Origin of the sequence: Stenotrophomonas bentonitica (assembly GCF_013185915.1) — a bacterium.
Classification (GTDB): Bacteria; Pseudomonadota; Gammaproteobacteria; order Xanthomonadales; family Xanthomonadaceae; genus Stenotrophomonas; species Stenotrophomonas bentonitica.
In genome coordinates, this window is record NZ_JAAZUH010000001.1 from 1982960 (window position 1) to 1996907 (window position 13948).

10 protein-coding genes are annotated in these 13948 nt (G+C 69.0%); 4 read left to right on the forward strand and 6 right to left on the reverse strand.

All coding sequences use genetic code 11. The features are described 5' to 3' along the window. Positions 1-213: 213 nt before the first annotated feature. The 4 genes from HGB51_RS08720 to HGB51_RS08735 all read left to right on the forward strand — a co-directional run bounded on the left by HGB51_RS08720 (position 214) and on the right by HGB51_RS08735 (position 5371). The gene (locus HGB51_RS08720; RefSeq protein ID WP_070207621.1) at positions 214-2001 is read left to right on the forward strand and encodes an endonuclease; all 1788 of its coding nucleotides are present in this window, start codon (positions 214-216) and stop codon (positions 1999-2001) included. Positions 2002-2106: 105 nt separating this feature from the next. After that, a complete protein-coding gene (gene cutA, locus HGB51_RS08725) occupies positions 2107-2445 on the forward strand; it encodes a divalent-cation tolerance protein CutA (RefSeq protein WP_070207622.1) in 339 nt (112 codons plus the stop codon). After that, positions 2445-4811, forward strand: coding sequence for a protein-disulfide reductase DsbD domain-containing protein (locus tag HGB51_RS08730; protein ID WP_171966789.1), 2367 nt, complete (start codon positions 2445-2447; stop codon positions 4809-4811). The genes cutA and HGB51_RS08730 overlap by 1 nt, the downstream gene beginning before the upstream one ends. After that, positions 4808-5371 carry a TlpA family protein disulfide reductase gene (locus tag HGB51_RS08735; RefSeq protein WP_070209069.1) on the forward strand — a complete coding sequence of 188 codons (564 nt, stop codon included), beginning with the start codon at positions 4808-4810 and terminating at the stop codon, positions 5369-5371. Before HGB51_RS08730 ends, HGB51_RS08735 begins: the two co-directional genes overlap by 4 nt. On the opposite strand, the gene HGB51_RS08740 is transcribed toward HGB51_RS08735, so the two are convergent. The 6 genes from HGB51_RS08740 to HGB51_RS08765 all read right to left on the reverse strand — a co-directional run bounded on the left by HGB51_RS08740 (position 5364) and on the right by HGB51_RS08765 (position 13833). Beyond that, positions 5364-8000 carry an excinuclease ABC subunit UvrA gene (locus tag HGB51_RS08740; protein ID WP_070209068.1) on the reverse strand — a complete coding sequence of 879 codons (2637 nt, stop codon included), beginning with the start codon at positions 7998-8000 and terminating at the stop codon, positions 5364-5366. The two genes, HGB51_RS08735 and HGB51_RS08740, sit on opposite strands and share 8 nt — an antisense overlap. Continuing rightward, entirely contained in the window at positions 7997-10579 is a 2583-nt protein-coding gene (locus tag HGB51_RS08745) for a methyl-accepting chemotaxis protein (RefSeq protein WP_070209067.1), read from the reverse strand. Before HGB51_RS08745 ends, HGB51_RS08740 begins: the two co-directional genes overlap by 4 nt. A 152-nt stretch (positions 10580-10731) precedes the next feature. Next, the gene (locus HGB51_RS08750; RefSeq protein ID WP_070209066.1) at positions 10732-11514 is read right to left on the reverse strand and encodes an SDR family oxidoreductase; all 783 of its coding nucleotides are present in this window, start codon (positions 11512-11514) and stop codon (positions 10732-10734) included. A gap of 18 nt (positions 11515-11532) precedes the next feature. Beyond that, positions 11533-12540: a bestrophin family protein gene (locus tag HGB51_RS08755; protein WP_070209065.1), complete on the reverse strand. Its 1008-nt coding sequence runs from the start codon at positions 12538-12540 to the stop codon at positions 11533-11535. Positions 12541-12570: 30 nt separating this feature from the next. Beyond that, the gene (locus HGB51_RS08760) at positions 12571-13077 is read right to left on the reverse strand and encodes an Ohr family peroxiredoxin (RefSeq protein ID WP_070209064.1); all 507 of its coding nucleotides are present in this window, start codon (positions 13075-13077) and stop codon (positions 12571-12573) included. 6 nt (positions 13078-13083) lie between these two features. After that, positions 13084-13833, reverse strand: coding sequence for an SDR family oxidoreductase (locus HGB51_RS08765; protein WP_070209063.1), 750 nt, complete (start codon positions 13831-13833; stop codon positions 13084-13086). Positions 13834-13948: the final 115 nt, after the last annotated feature.

The window sequence follows — 13948 nt, forward strand, 5'->3', positions numbered from 1 at the left end:
ACAGGGCAGAGATGGTGGCCCACAGGTGCCTTTCAAGGGGCCGGGCCCGAATTTTTCGCAGATGGGGAAACGTCGGAGAGGCTCAACCCGACAAAGTTCCGCCAATTTCTTGACGCACGTCCCATTGCGGCGTGCCGAATACGACATATCGATAGATGTGTCATATGGATTGGCTAGATTCGGCGGGCAAAACCCAATCACAAGGAGCCGTAGATGAGGTTGCTCACACCGCTTTCCCTCGCGTGCCTGCTGGCGCTGGCCGCCGGCCCCGCCCGGGCCGACGTGTTCATCAATGAACTGCACTACGACGACAGCACCCCCGCCGGGGACGTCGGCGAAGCCATCGAGGTGGTCGCCACCGGCGGCGAGGACCTCTCCAGCTACACGCTCTACCTGTACAACGGCAGCACCCCGTCCGCCGCCACCGTGTACGCCAGCAACCCGGTACCGGCCGGCACCGCCGCCGGCTGTGGCAAGGCCAGCCTCGCCACCTTCACCTATCCCACCAACGGCCTGCAGAACGGCGCCAACGACGGCATCGCGCTGGTCGATGGCAGTGGCAAGGTGGTGCAGTTCATCAGCTATGAAGGCACGGTCACCGCCGCGAGCGGTCCGGCGGCAGGGCTGACCAGCCAGAACATCCCGGTCAGCGAGACCAACAGCACCGCGCCGGGTACCTCCCTCCAGCTCACCGGCAGCGGCAGCCAGTACGCCCACTTCACCTGGGCGCCCTCGGCGGCGCAGACCTTCGGTGCCTGCAACAACGGCCAGACCTTCAGTGGCAGCGGCGCCACCGGCCCGAACACCCCGCCCTCGGTCCGCACCACCACCCCCGAGCAGGGTGCCACCACGTTCCCGGCCGCCGCGGACCTGGCGGTGACCTTCAGCGAGAACGTCACCGCCAGCAGCGGCGCGTTCGTGCTGAGCTGCGGCCAGTCCGGCAGCGTGCCGCTCACCCACGCCACCAGCGGCACCACCTTCACCCTGTCCACCAACACCGCGCTGGTGGCCGGCGAGGCCTGCCGGTTCGATATCCGCGCCGCCCGGATCAAGGACGCGCAGGGCGCCCGCCCGGCCGCCGACACCCGCATTGCGTTCACGGTGGCTGCGGGCGGCGGCACCGATCCCGGTCCCGACCCGGACCCGGGCAGCTACTACTCGAAGGTGAACACCTCCAGCCCGAGCCAGCTGCGCTGTTCGCTGCATGAAACCATCAAGGGCCACACCTCGTATCCGTACAGCGGCTCGGGGACCAGCACCTGGACCATCCTGGAGATCGCCGACGAGGATCCCAACAACAGCGGCCGGATCCTGGACGCGTACCGCAACCGCAGCTACGCCAAGGTCAGCGACCGCGCGGGCACCGGCAGCGGCCTGACCTACAACCGCGAGCACACCTGGCCCAACTCGCTGGGCTTTGCCAGCACCACCGGCGACAAGGGCCTGCCGTACGCGCCCTACACCGACACCCACATGCTGTACCTGACCGACACGCAGTGGAACGCCGACCGCGGCAACAAGCCGTTCGCCAAGTGCGACGCCGCCTGCGGCGAGCGCGCTACCGAGAACAACAACGGCCAGGGCGGAGGCAGCGGCGGGTATCCGGGCAATTCCAACTGGGTGCGCAACCCGGACGGCAATACCGGCACCTTCGAAGTGTGGGGCCAGCGCAAGGGCGACATGGCGCGTGCGGTGATGTACATGGCGATCCGTTATGAGGGCGGCAAGGACGCGGCCACCGGGCAGTCCGAACCGGACCTGGAGCTGACCGACGACCGCAACAAGATCGTCAAGACCTCGTCCTCGCCCGCCTACATGGGGCTGCTCTCGACCCTGATCGAATGGCACCTGGCCGACCCGCCGAACGCGGCTGAAAAGGCCCGCAATGAGGTGGTCTTCAGCTTCCAGGGCAATCGCAACCCGTTCGTCGACCACCCCGAGTGGGCCACCCCGGCCCTGTTCACCTCCGCGAAGCCGACCAGCTGCCAGCTGGCTGACTGACGGGTTACGTGGAGCCGGCCAGCGGCCGGCAGTACCGCTGTGTTGGCCGGCCCCGCTTGGGGGCCGGCCGGCAGCGGTGGAATTCCATCCCTATAATCGGCGGTCATGTCGACCGCCGATTCCGTATTCATTCTTCTGACCACCTGCCCCGACGCGGCCACCGCCGCGCGGGTGGCGCATGCGCTGGTCGAAGAACGCCTGGCCGCGTGCGTGACGCGGCTGGACGGGGCGCACTCGACCTACCGCTGGCACGGCGAGGTCACGGAGGACGCTGAGGTCCAGCTGCTGATCAAGACCACCGGCAGCCGCCTGGATGCGGCCATCGCCCGGGTGCAGGTGCTGCACCCATATGAACTCCCCGAGTGCATCGCGGTCGAAACCCGCGCTGGCCTTCCGGCCTACCTGGATTGGATTCGGGCCCAGACCCGAGAGGAAACCGATTGATGACGCTGTTTGGTCGCTTTGCCGCGCTGTGCGCGCTGTTCGTGGTGTCCCTGCCGGCCCTGGCCGTCAGCGAAAAAGACCTGCTGCCGGTGGATGAGGCCTTCGGGCTGAGCGCGCAGGCGCGCGACCGCGGGCATATCGAGGTCAGCTGGAAGATCGCGCCGGGCTACTACCTCTACCGCCACCGGACCACGGTCAAGAGCGACGCGGCCTTCAGCGCCGACGCGCTGCAGATGCCGGCGGGCAAGAAACACCACGATGACTTCTTCGGCGAAGTGGAAACCTACCGTGATCGGCTGGTCGCCGTGCTGCCGGGCAAGGCCGCCGACGATGCCGGCACGGTCACGCTGGAAGTGCGTTACCAGGGCTGCGCCGACGCAGGCGTGTGCTACCCGCCGCAGAAGCGCAGCCTGCAGGTGAAGCTGCCCGGCGGAAGCGGATCGGGCGCAAGCGCGGTAACCCCGGCCTTCAACGGCGCGGCCGCTTCTCCCTTCAACACGCCGCTGGCCGGTGGCGATGCCGGCGGTGGCCTGCGCCTGCCTGGAACGTCCAACGCCCAGGCACTGCCGCTGCCGTCAGAGCGCGCGTTCGGCTTTGAAGCCATCGTTGGCGACGGCAACACGGTGCTGCTGCGTTTCAGCCCGGCGCCGGGTTACTACCTGTACCGCGACCGCACCTCGCTGAAGCTGGAAGGCGCCCCCGGCATCCGCGCCGACACGCCGCGCTGGCCTGCGGCCAAGTCGCACCGCGACGAACACTTCGGCGACGTGGCGGTGTACTTCGACCAGACCGAGGTCACCCTGCCGTTGCGTCGCAGCGTCGCCGACGCCGCCGAGGCGACCCTGGTGATCACCTTCCAGGGCTGCCAGACCGACGGGATCTGCTACCCGGCGATGACGCGCCGCGTGAAGCTGGCGCTGCCGGCCGGCAAGGTCAACGCCAGCGCCGATGAGACGGTGCGCCGCAGCGACGTGATCACGCCGCTGGCGAGCCGCGACAAACGCCCGCAGCCGCGCGAAGCCAATGGCATTGCCACCCAGCCGATGCTGATCCGGCCGAACGAGCCGGTGGCGGACGCGGCACAGGCCGACGCGCCCGATGCCAGCGCCGACAACGCGCAGCGCACGCCCCCACCGGGCAACAGCGACGCCACCCCGACCACGCTGATCGCGGCCCTGCTGCTGGCGCTGGCCGGTGGCCTGATCCTCAACCTGATGCCGTGCGTGCTGCCGATCCTGTCGCTGAAGGTGCTGGGCGTGGCGCAGAGCGGTGAAAGCCGCCAGCGCGCGCGCAGCCATGCGCTCTGGTACACCGCCGGCGTGCTGGTGGCGTTCGCGGCGATCGGCGCGCTGGTGCTGGCCCTGCGTGCGGCCGGCCAGGCCGCAGGGTGGGGCTTCCAGCTGCAGCACCCGTGGTTCATCGCCGCGCTGGTGTACCTGATGTTCACCGTGGGCCTGAGCCTGTCGGGCGTGTTCACCCTCGGCGGCAGCCTCGGCGGCGTGGGCCAGTCGCTGGCCTCGCGCAGCGGTCCGGTCGGCGATTTTTTCACCGGCGTGCTCGCCTGCGTGGTCGCCAGCCCGTGCGTGGCGCCGTTCATGGGTGCGCCGCTGGCCTACGCGTTCACCGCGCCGGCCCTGCCGGCGATGCTGGTGTTCCTGGTGCTGGGCCTGGGCTTGGCGCTGCCGTTCCTGCTGATCGGCTTCGTGCCATCGCTGGCCAAGCGCCTGCCGCGCCCCGGTGCATGGATGGAAACGCTGAAGCAGGTGCTGGCCTTCCCGATGTACGGCACCGCGTTGTGGCTGCTGTGGGTGCTGGGCAAGCAGCGCGGCGTGGACGCGATGGCGCTGGTGCTGGCCGGGCTGGTGGTGGTGGGCCTGGCGCTGTGGTGGTTCGAGCGCAGCCGGTGGCGCAGCCAGCGGGTGGGCGCGGTACTGGCCCTGGTACTGCTGCTGGGCGCGCTGGTGCCGGTATGGGCGGTGACCCGCATCGACGCCCCGGGCAAGGCCACGGCGCCCACCGCCGACAACGTGGTGGCCTATTCGCCGCAGATGCTCGACCGCCTGCGCCAGGACAACCGCGTGGTGTTCGTCAACATGACCGCCGACTGGTGCGTGACCTGCAAGGCCAACGAACGTGCGGTGCTGGGCACCCATGCGTTCGAGGAAACCCTGCGACGGACCAACGCGGTGTACATGCGCGGCGACTACACCAATGTCGATGAGCAGATCACCGCGTTCCTAGACGAGCACAAAGCGGTCGGCGTGCCGCTGTACGTGGTCTATGGTCCCGGCGCACCGCCGACGGTGCTGCCGACCGTGCTGACCCAGGCGCTGGTCGACGAAGCGCTGCTGCGCACCGCACGATGAGCGCACCGCCGCGCAGGTCGCTGCTGGTGGTAGGGCTGATCGCGGCGGCGCTGGGGCTGGGTACCGGCCTCTACCAGTTCGCGCGTGAACCGCCGGAAGCCCGTGTTGCTGCGGTGAAACGTCCTGGCGCCGTCCCGGCCAGGCCCGGCGATCCGATGCCGGCGGTCACCCTGCCCGACGTGGACGGCGCGCCGGTGGACTTCGCCCGTTTCCACGGCCGTCCGCTGCTGATCAATGTCTGGGCCAGCTGGTGTGGCCCCTGCATCGAGGAGATGCCGATGCTGGCCGCGTTCGCTGCCGCGCAGGGCGCCGACGGCGTGCAGGTGGTCGGCCTGGCCATCGATACACCCGACGGCGTGCGCGATTACCTTCAGCAGGTGCCGGTGAGCTACCCGATCGTGGTCGAGCAGCCCGCGCCGGATGACGCGAGCGTACGCCTGGGCAATGCGCAGGGCCTGCTGCCGTATTCGGTGCTTGTGGACGCCGAGGGCAGGATCGTCAAACAGAAGCTCGGGCCGTTCGCCGCAGGCGAAGTGGAGACGTGGGCGAGCCTCAGGTAAAGAAGCGCCGCAGATAGCGCGCGGTCTTTCCCTGTTTCGAACGACTGACCTGCTCGGGCGTGCCTGCAGCCACCACCTGGCCGCCCTGCTCGCCCGCGCCCGGGCCCACATCGATCACCCAGTCGGTATCGGCGACCACGCGCAGGTCGTGCTCGACCACCACCACGGTGTTGCCCGCATCGACCAGGCCGTGCAGCTGCGCCATCAGCTTGTCCACGTCAGCCGGGTGCAGGCCGGTGGTGGGTTCGTCCAGCACGTACAGGGTATTGCCGTGCTGGCTGCGCTGCAGTTCGGTGGCGAGCTTGATGCGCTGCGCTTCGCCACCGGACAGTTCGGTGGCCGGCTGGCCCAGCCGCAGGTAGCCCAGTCCGATGTCGCGCAGCAGCTGCAGCGGGCGCTGCACCACCGCTTCGTCGACGAAGAACGCCAGCGCCTCCTCCACGGTCATCGCCAGCACCTGCGCGATGTTGCGGCCGTTCCACTCCACCTCCAGGGTTTTGGCGTTGTAGCGCTGGCCGTGGCAGGTCGGACATGGCGCGTACACGCTGGGCATGAACAGCAGTTCCACGTGCACGAATCCTTCGCCTTCGCAGGTTTCGCAGCGCCCTTGGGCCATGTTGAAGGAGAAGCGGCTGGCGCTGTACCGCCGCGCCTTGGCCATGCGGGTTGCCGCGAACAGCTTCCGCACGTGGTCGAACAGGCCGGTGTAGGTGGCCAGGTTGGAACGCGGGGTGCGGCCGATGGGCTTCTGGTCGACGTTGACCAGCCGCTTGATCGCGGCCTGCCCGGCATGCAGGCGGCCGCGCGTGCGCTCGATCCGGCTTGGCTGCGGCAGGTCGTCGTCGGTGTCCGCTGTCGGCGGCTCATGGCCCAGGTGGTCGCCGACCAGCTCCACCAGCGCCTGGCTGACCAGGCTGGATTTGCCGGAGCCGGACACGCCGGTGACCGCGCAGAACGTGCCCAGCGGGAAGCGTGCGTCCAGCCCGTGCAGGTTGTTGCGATGCACGCCGCGCAGCTCCAGCCAGCCGGCCGGTTCGCGCGGCGTGCGGCGCGTGGCCGCGTGGGTGTCGAACAGATAGGGCGCGGTGGCCGAGGCCTTCACCGTGCGCAGGCCGTCCGGCACACCGCTGTACAGCACCTGCCCGCCGTGCTGGCCGGCACCGGGGCCGACGTCCACCAGCCAGTCAGCGCGGCGCAGCATTTCCAGGTCGTGCTCGACCACGAACAACGTGTTGCCACCGGCCTTGAGCTGGTCCAATGCGTCGTACAGCGCCTCGCCATCGGCCGGATGCAGGCCGGCGGTCGGTTCGTCGAGGACGTACACCACGCCGAACAGGCTGGAGCGGATCTGGGTGGCCAGGCGCAGTCGCTGCAGCTCGCCCGGCGACAACGTGGGCGTGGCGCGGTCCATCGACAGGTAGCCCAGCCCCAGCGCTTCCAGTGTGCCGATACGCTCCACCAGGTCCTGCGCGATGCGCTGCGCGGCAATGCGCTTTTCTTCGGACAGGTCCGGAGTACGGCGCACGTCGCTGCTGCCTGCGTGCTGCAGGCCGCCGGCGGCCACACGCTCCTGCTCGGCCTTGCGCCCGGCGGCACGGCTGCGCGGTGCGCGTGCCGCAGGCGCTTCGAATCGGCCTTCGGCGGCCGGCCGCAGCGCGTCGGCCATGGCCGCCAGTGACAGCTGCGACAGCGCGCCGATGTCCAGCCCGGCGAAGGTCACCGACAGCGATGCGCGCTTCAGGCGCTTACCCTCGCAGACCGGGCACACGGTACCGACCATGTAGCGCGCCACGCGCTTCTTCATCATGGCGCTCTGGGTGGTGGCGAAGGTATGCAGCACATAGCGCCGCGCGCCGCTGAAGGTGCCCATGTAGCTGGGCTCTTCCTTGCGGCGCAGCGCAGCGCGGGTTTCGGCAGGGGTGAACCCTGCGTACACCGGCGCCACCGGCTGCTCTTCGGTGAACAGGATCCAGTCGCGCTGCTTCTTCGGCAGGTCGCGCCAGGGAATGTCGACGTCGTAGCCGAGCGTGACCAGGATGTCGCGCTGGTTCTGCCCGTGCCACGCCGGTGGCCACGCGGCGATGGCGCGTTCGCGGATGCTCAGCGAAGGATCGGGCACCATCGACTGCTCGGTCACTTCGTACACGTGGCCCAGGCCGTGGCAGTTCGGGCAGGCGCCCTGCGGCGTGTTCGGCGAGAAATCCTCGGCGTACAGCATCGGCTGCTTCGCCGGATACGTACCGGCACGCGAGTACAGCATGCGCAGCAGGCTGGACAGCGTGGTCACGCTGCCCACGCTGGACCGCACGCTGGCGGTGCCGCGCTGCTGCTGCAGCGCCACCGCCGGGGGCAGGCCTTCGATCGCGTCCACGTCGGGCACGCCGACCTGGTCGATCAACCGCCGCGCGTACGGCGACAGCGACTCCAGGTAGCGCCGCTGCGCCTCGGCGTACAGCGTGCCGAAGGCCAGCGACGACTTGCCGGAACCGGAGATGCCGGAGAACACCACCAGCGCATCGCGTGGAATGTCCACGTCGACGTTCTTCAGGTTGTGTTCGCGGGCACCGCGAACGCGCACGAATGCGTCAGCGGCAGCGCGGGGTGGAACGGGCTTCTTTCGGGTGCTCATGCATCCAGCATACCCACCGCGCGCATGCGCCTGGTGACGGGCGCCGCCGGCCGTTCCAGCACGAACGCGGCCACCGCTTCGGACAACTGCCCGGCCTGCCGCTGCATGGCCTGCGCCGATGCACTGGCCTCCTCCACCATCGCGGCATTCTGCTGGGTACTGCCGTCCATCTGCAGCAGGGTCTTGCCAACCTGCTCGATCCCCTCGCTCTGCTGCTGGGAGGCGGCGGAAATGCTGGCGGTGATCGCAGTGACCTGCTCCACGCTGCTGACGATGCGGGTCATGGTCGCACCGGCCTGGTCGACCTGGCGGGTGCCCGCATTCACGTTATCCACCGACGCTTCGATCAGGGTCTTGATCTGGCGCGCGGCGTCGGCACTGCGCTGCGCCAGCAGCCGCACTTCGCCGGCCACCACTGCGAAGCTGCGCCCCTGTTCACCGGCACGTGCGGCTTCCACCGCCGCGTTGAGCGCCAGGATGTTGGTCTGGAAGGCAATGCCATCGATCACCCCGGTGATGTCGCCGATCCGGCGCGACGAGGCGGCGATGTCGTGCATGGTCGCCACCACCTGCGCGACCGCGCTGCCGCCTTCCACTGCGATGTCCGCGGCGCCCACCGCAAGCCGGTTGGCCTGCAGCGCGGAATCGGCGTTCTGGCGCACGGTGGCGGTGAGTTCTTCCATCGACGAGGCGGTCTCTTCCAGGTGCGCAGCCTGGCGCTCGGTACGCTCGGCCAGGTCGCGGTTGCCCGCGACGATCTCGTCGGCCGCGCCATGGATCGCGCCCGTGGCCTGCTGGATGCGCACCACGATGTCGGAAAGCTGCTGCACGCTGGCGTTGGCGTCGTCGCGCATCTGTGCGAACACGCCCTGGAAGTCGCCCTGCATGCGCAGGCCGAGGTCGCCACGCGCGAGCCCCGACAGCAGCGCCTGCAGCCCGGCCAGGTTGCCCTGGAAGGTGTCCAGCAGCCGGTTGATGCTGACCGCCAGGGTCAGCACGAAACCCTGCTTGTCATGCACCGCGATGCGCGCGTCCAGCTCGCCATGTGCGGCAGCGTCCACCAGCGCGGCCACCTCGGTTTCCACCGTGGTCTCCAGCGCGCGGCTGCGCCATTCCACCGCAGCGCCGAGCAGCTGGCCCTCGTCCAGGATCGGATTGAGCACCAGCTGGTAGCGGACACCGCCCTGCTCGACCTCATGGGCGCTGCCCTTGCCACGCTGCAGTTGCGCGGCCACGTTGCCGAACACCGGGTGCAGCCGATGCGCGGGCTCACCGCGCCACTGTTCCGGCGTGCAACCCAGTGCGCTGCACAGCGCGCGGTTGAGGAAGCCGATGCTGCCGTCCGGGTCGAGCACCATCAACCCGGTCTGGGCACTGTCCAGCGCCTGGCGGGCGCGGGTGTTGTCGCGCGCGGCCGCGCGCTCGGCCTCGATCCGGCTGCGCAGCCGGCCCTGCATGTGCAGCAGCCGCTGCGCCAGCTGCCCGAACTCGTCGTGCGGATTACGCACGAACAGCATCGTGTCCAGCCGGTCTTCGGCGATGTCTTCGGCGAAACGCAGGGTGTCGGCGATCGGGCGCTGCACCGCCTGCAGGGTGAGCAGCAGGGTGGCGACCAGCAGCAGTGCAACCAGCAGCAGGGTCACCGCGAACGCGACCGTCATGGTCCGTGCCTGGCTCTGCAGGCGACCGCGCGCCGCCTCCAGCGACGCGGCCTGCGCCTGCTGGACCTGTTCCAGGCTGGGCGCGATCTGCGCGGCGGTGTCGGCCAGCGATTGCGCCTCTATGTCCAGGCCGACCCGGGCGGCCGTGTAGCCCAGCAACGCACCCTGGTAGGCGTCCATCGCCGCGCGCAGCGCGTCCTGCGCGTCTGCACGCAGGCCCGGCGCGGCCACCGCCAGCTCGAAGGGAAGCTTGGCCTCGCTGGCCCGGTCGGTGTGGGCGGAATCGCCGGTAAGCAGCAGAAGCGCTTCCTGCCGACGGATCGTCTGCCATTGCGCGTCCAGCGCCGGGCGCTGCACCGTGGCCAGGGCATCCTCCATTGCAGTCGCGGCGGCCTCGACCTGCGCGCGCAGGTTCTCGTCGCCACGCCCCATTTCATCCACGCGTGCGTTCAGCGCGGTGATGCCGTCGGCAAACTCGGCGATGCGTGCGGCCAGTGCCTGCAACGCCTCCGCCTTGCCATTGCCTGCGGCGGCGCGCTGCAGTGCGGCCAGCGAATCCTGCAGTTCCTGCCGGGCCTGCTGCAGCGCCTGGCGGTCGGCGTCATCGAAGCTGGTCGCATAGCGGGTCTGCAGGCGGCGTGCGTCTGCGACCTGGGTGCCCAGGGCCGCTACCAGCCCGGTGACCTGCTGGTGCCTGTCGAACGTGTCGGCGGCACGCTCGCTGTTGTACCGTGTCCACGCGTATACGATGGCCACCAGCAACAGGCCCGATACGCAGGCGACCAGGCTGATCTTCAGCTTGCGCGCCACGCTCAGCCGGCGCAGTGCAACCAGCCCGTCGCGCAGCGCATGCCGGACAGGAACGGACTCACCGCGTCGGGTGAGGGACAACCAAAGGCGGCGGGGGAAGGCCGACATCGCGTACTCCAGGCGGAATGACGCATCGGTATCGGCCAGGTCTGGCGGAACTTTAGGGTTGTTGATGCAGAACCTTGAGCGCCGTCAAACTACGCAGCCGTTGTAACGTGCGTAGACGACGGGAAGATGACGAACCGAGCCCTTCAGCCGGATCAAGGCAACGGCAGGTGCACCAGCGGCAGCGGACCGCGCGTGTGGCTGTCCAGCCAGTCGGCGAAGCGGGTGCTGCCCAGCAGCGCGCCCGGTTCCGGAGTGAGGGTGGTGTCCTTCAGCCGGGCGCCGTAGTAGCGCGCATCGGGGTCTTCCACGACCGGGCGGTCGTCCTGGTTGAAGTACATCACCCACTCCACCAGCTCGAACAGGCGGTGGCACTCGGGACCGGCGATCTGCACCATGCGCCGGGTGGGCGCGGCCGTCGCCACCTGGGCCACCAGTGCTGCGAGATCGTCGGCGGCCACCGGCTGGACCTTGGCGGGCGACAGGTGCAGGGCCCGGCGCTGGGCCAACGGGGCTACCAGCTGGGCCATGAATTCATGGCATTGCGTCGCGCGCACCAGCGTGGAGCGCAGTGCGGATTGCCGTATCAGGCCTTCCTGCACCGCCTTGGCGCGGAAGTAGGGGCTGTCCTGCAGGTAGGGCGTACCAACGATGGAGAGGGCCACCAGATGGTGCACACCGGCGCGTTCGCAAGCCGCCAACAGCTGGGTGGTGGCCCGCTGGAAGAAGTCGCCGACCTGCGGGGCGTCGAAGATCGGCGCATTGGCGGCGTCCACCACGACCTGCGCACCCTGCAGTGCGGCGGCCAGTCCCTCGCCGGTCACCACGTCCACGCCGGTGCGGCGCGACGCGGCCAACGCTTGATGTCCCTGGGCGGCCAGATGTTCCACCACCCGGCTGCCGATCAGCCCGTGGCCCCCGATGACGACGATCTTCATGTACGCGGTCCTTGTGGGTTACATCACGATGGCGCTGGCCGGTGCCTGCTGCACCGGGACATCGCGCTCATCCAGCATCTGCCGCAGGTCGCTTTCCACCGTGCTGCACAGCTGCGAGATCGGAATGTCGTTTGCACCGCCCTCGAACGGGTTGGCACTGTTCTCACCGACCTGGTCCAGCGCGGCGTACATCCACGACACCAGCGCGCCCAGCGGGATCGCCAGCCACACCATGTGCCCGGCCATCGCACCGCCTACGGTGTCGTTCATCGGCGCTATCAGGTCGATCATTCCCAGCGGCAGCAGCAGGCACAGGATGCGCACGAAGATCACGTTGATCACCGCGTACTGGCGTGGGTACGGGTAGTTCTTGATGCGCTCGCTGCGCGATTGCTGGTCGTGCAGGTCACGCAGCACGCGCTGCAGCTCTGCGAAGCTGGCCTGCGAAATCTGTCCGTCGTCGAGCAGTTGGCGCAGCGCGGCGCCCTGCAGCGACAGCGCCTCAGTGGCCCTGCTGGTCGCGCCCAGGATGCGCGCGCGCTCGTCCGGGGTCACGTACTTGGTCAATTCCGCGTCCAGCGTGCGTGCCTTTTCCGGCACATCGTAATGCTTGCGATACTCCATGTTCGGCGTCAGCTTCTGGGTTTCCCACGGCTTGCTCTCGCGCATCTGGTAGCGCAGCGCGGTCAGCCAGGCCAGGTGCCGGTACACCAGTCGCCGGGTGTGTTCGGGATGGGCCACGTAGTCGCGGCTCATCGTGCCCCACAGGCGGCTTGCCGCGGTGATCGAAGCCCATACCTGCTGTGCTTCCCATAACCGGTTGTAGGTCTGTGTGTTCTTGAAACCGGCAATCAGCGCCACGCTGGTGCCGAGCATGAAGATCACATTCCACGGCAGGGTCAGCCAGTGCAGGCCGACGACCTGGTACAGCGCCACCAGCGCTGCATTCCAAAGGATCAGCAGGTACAGCGGGCGACGGGTCCAGACCAGGAATTCGGTAAGGGTGTATGAACGACCGGCGTGCATGAGGGTTCTCTCCAGTAGGGGAAGCGGCGCTCATGGCGCTGCGGTGGGCACCACGCTCACCACGTGGGTGATGCCGTTGCGGAACATCTTTGCGTAGGGGCAGACGCGTTCGGTGTTGCGGACCAGCTCGGCGGCCACGCTGCATTCCAGCCCGGGCAGGTAGGCCTCCACCTCGGCCGACAGCAGGTACAGCCCGTCGATCGGGTCACGCGAGAAGGTCACCGCCACTTCAATACATGCATCCAACAGCACCAGTCCGGCGCGGCTGGCGAGCAGGCTCATGGCGCCGTGGAAACACGCGGCGTATCCGGCCGCCAGCAGCTGCTCGGGGTTGCTGCCACCGCCGGGACCGCCCAGCGACGGCGGCAGGCGCAGGTCCAGCGACAGCGCGCCATCGTCGGACACCACCACTCCCGAGGCACGGCCATGGCCGGTGACACCGCCCTGGACCCGTACCCGCCCGGTATAGAGCGGACGCACTTCATCGCCACGGTATTTGTCGAGTACGGCAGGCGACGGCGGCTTCAGGTCGGACATGGCCGGTCAGCGCACCAGTCCGGACTGCTGCAGCCAGGCGTCGAAGCCCTGGCGGCCCAGCCATGCCTGTCCCGCAGGAACCAGGGTGTCGTCCTGCAGCTGCGCACCGAAGTACGGGGCCTGCGCGTCGCCGACCACGCGGCGCGGGTCGCCGGTGCGGTCCATGAAGCGCTGCGCCAGCTCGTCCATCCGCGCGCGCTCGGGGCCGGCAATCTCCACCACGCCATTGACCGCGGGCTTCTGCGCCACCGCCGCCACGGCATCGGCGACGTCGTCGGCCGAGATCGGCTGTACCAGGGCGGTGGGCAGGCGCAGCGCGTCACCCGCAGACTGGATGATGCCCGGCAGGAACTCGAAGAACTGGGTGGAATGGATGATGGTGTAGGCGATGCCCGCGTCGCGGATCAGCGCCTCCTGCGCGATCTTGCCGCGGAAGTAACCGCTGGCTGCCAGCTTGTCGGTGCCCACCACCGACAGCGCCACGTGGTGATGTACGCCCGCCGACTTTTCGGCGGCCAGGATGTTGCGGCCGGCGGTCTGGAAGAAGGCCAGCACCGCCCCGTCCTCGAACGACGGCGAGTTGGCCAGGTCGATGACCACGTCGGTGCCCACCATCGCCGCGTCCAGTCCCTCGCCGCTGATGATGTCGATGCCGGTGGAAGGCGCTGCAATGACGATCTCGTGCCCGGCCATGCGCAGGCGGTCAACCACTTTGCTGCCGATGCGGCCGGTGCCGCCGATGACCAGGAACTTCATGGGAGTGCTCCACTGCTGGAAGGGGACGCCCCGCCGGAGCGGGGACTTGTGACGATGCTAGGCAGGCCGCCACGGCGGCAGTAGATCCGCGCTTGGACGCGCACTGTTGCCCGCC

Excerpts from the sequence above, each read along its gene's own strand:
- HGB51_RS08720 (WP_070207621.1), top strand. The coding sequence starts at position 214 with ATGAGGTTGCTCACACCGCTTTCCCTCGCGTGCCTGCTGGCGCTGGCC.
- cutA (WP_070207622.1), top strand. The coding sequence starts at position 2,107 with ATGTCGACCGCCGATTCCGTATTCATTCTTCTGACCACCTGCCCCGAC.
- HGB51_RS08730 (WP_171966789.1), top strand. The coding sequence starts at position 2,445 with ATGACGCTGTTTGGTCGCTTTGCCGCGCTGTGCGCGCTGTTCGTGGTG.
- HGB51_RS08735 (WP_070209069.1), top strand. The coding sequence starts at position 4,808 with ATGAGCGCACCGCCGCGCAGGTCGCTGCTGGTGGTAGGGCTGATCGCG.
- HGB51_RS08740 (WP_070209068.1), bottom strand. The coding sequence starts at position 8,000 with ATGAGCACCCGAAAGAAGCCCGTTCCACCCCGCGCTGCCGCTGACGCA.
- HGB51_RS08745 (WP_070209067.1), bottom strand. The coding sequence starts at position 10,579 with ATGTCGGCCTTCCCCCGCCGCCTTTGGTTGTCCCTCACCCGACGCGGT.
- HGB51_RS08750 (WP_070209066.1), bottom strand. The coding sequence starts at position 11,514 with ATGAAGATCGTCGTCATCGGGGGCCACGGGCTGATCGGCAGCCGGGTG.
- HGB51_RS08755 (WP_070209065.1), bottom strand. The coding sequence starts at position 12,540 with ATGCACGCCGGTCGTTCATACACCCTTACCGAATTCCTGGTCTGGACC.
- HGB51_RS08760 (WP_070209064.1), bottom strand. The coding sequence starts at position 13,077 with ATGTCCGACCTGAAGCCGCCGTCGCCTGCCGTACTCGACAAATACCGT.
- HGB51_RS08765 (WP_070209063.1), bottom strand. The coding sequence starts at position 13,833 with ATGAAGTTCCTGGTCATCGGCGGCACCGGCCGCATCGGCAGCAAAGTG.